Source organism: Corynebacterium sp. HMSC067D03, from assembly GCF_001811185.1.
Classification (GTDB): Bacteria; Actinomycetota; Actinomycetes; order Mycobacteriales; family Mycobacteriaceae; genus Corynebacterium; species Corynebacterium coyleae.
In genome coordinates this window covers 1-1,089 of sequence record NZ_KV803808.1, presented here as the reverse complement: position 1 = coordinate 1,089, position 1,089 = coordinate 1, and the positions used below count along the sequence as shown (strand labels likewise).

Here is a 1,089-nt window from a genome sequence, read left to right as displayed (position 1 = left end):
AGTCGTCTCATACAGCGGCTGCCAACCAGTCACCACCGTAAACGCATCAGCAGCAATCGCCTGACCACGTTCCTTAGTGTCCTTATTCACCGGGTACAAATACGCCGTAAACGTCGTCGTTTTCGTAATACCACCCGGGAACAGGTTCTCATCACCAGTATCAAGCGTGCACGACGGAATCGTACCGTTTGCATCCGCACCCACCGGATCACACGTCTTGACTACCTTGCCGGTCTCCTGATCAACCCACTCAATTGCATACTCAAGCCCGTCGACCCACTTCGTCGGCAAACCACCAGTCTTGGTCTCAACCTCAGCACCCGGCTTCGCAGGATTCTCATGCGTGTCATACTCAAGCACGTCAAACACGGTGTAATCCGAGTACAACACGTGACGGTTCTCCAGCATGTTCGGCTCATACGCACCAACAACCAGGCCACCGGCCCACTTGCCCTCACCGTTGAACACATACTGATCACGCGCCAGGAACGAGTTGTTGTAGAACGGGGTGAACTGACCAAGACCCTCAGTTTCTTCCGTAGAGAAGAACAACCAATCCCAGTTGATGTGCTTCGGCAGGTTATCCCCACCACGACCAGTCTTATTCTTCACCCAGCTGCCATAGTCAGCAGCAGGAGCAACCTGACCAAACAAGCTGTACGCATCGTGCTTGGAGCCATCCGGGAAAATCACCTCAGAGCCATCATCACGAGCCAAATCAGTGTAGAGCAACGCACCATCGTCATAGCCACGATCAACAGAAGCATTCAGCACCGTCCTGCGGCCAAACGTGCCCTTAAACTGCAGCTCGTAGCCACCCTTGCTATCAACAGTGGCCTGGGCAGTCTCAGCAATCCACTTTTCCTTGCCCTCTTCAGCAATCTTGCGCTTAATCCAGTTCTGCAGCGCAGTCTCATTACGATTCGTCCAACCACGACCACGGATCTCATCAAACCCAAGATCAATCGCAGCCTTCGTCTCAATCTCATTGACCGCGTAATCAGACAAATACGAGCCGTAGACCTTCATACCGGTAGCAGGAACATCCGCACCGTTCATCTTGTTCATCAAGCTCGGCGTAAACGCACC

Annotated in this window: 1 protein-coding gene; it reads right to left on the bottom strand. The window is 53.2% G+C overall.

Features of this window, described 5'->3' with window-relative positions; all coding sequences use genetic code 11:
• The coding region (locus HMPREF2785_RS04585; RefSeq protein ID WP_210386092.1) for a hypothetical protein at positions 1 to 1,068 on the bottom strand (1,068 nt) is incomplete at its 3' end.
• Positions 1,069 to 1,089 lie beyond the last annotated feature (21 nt).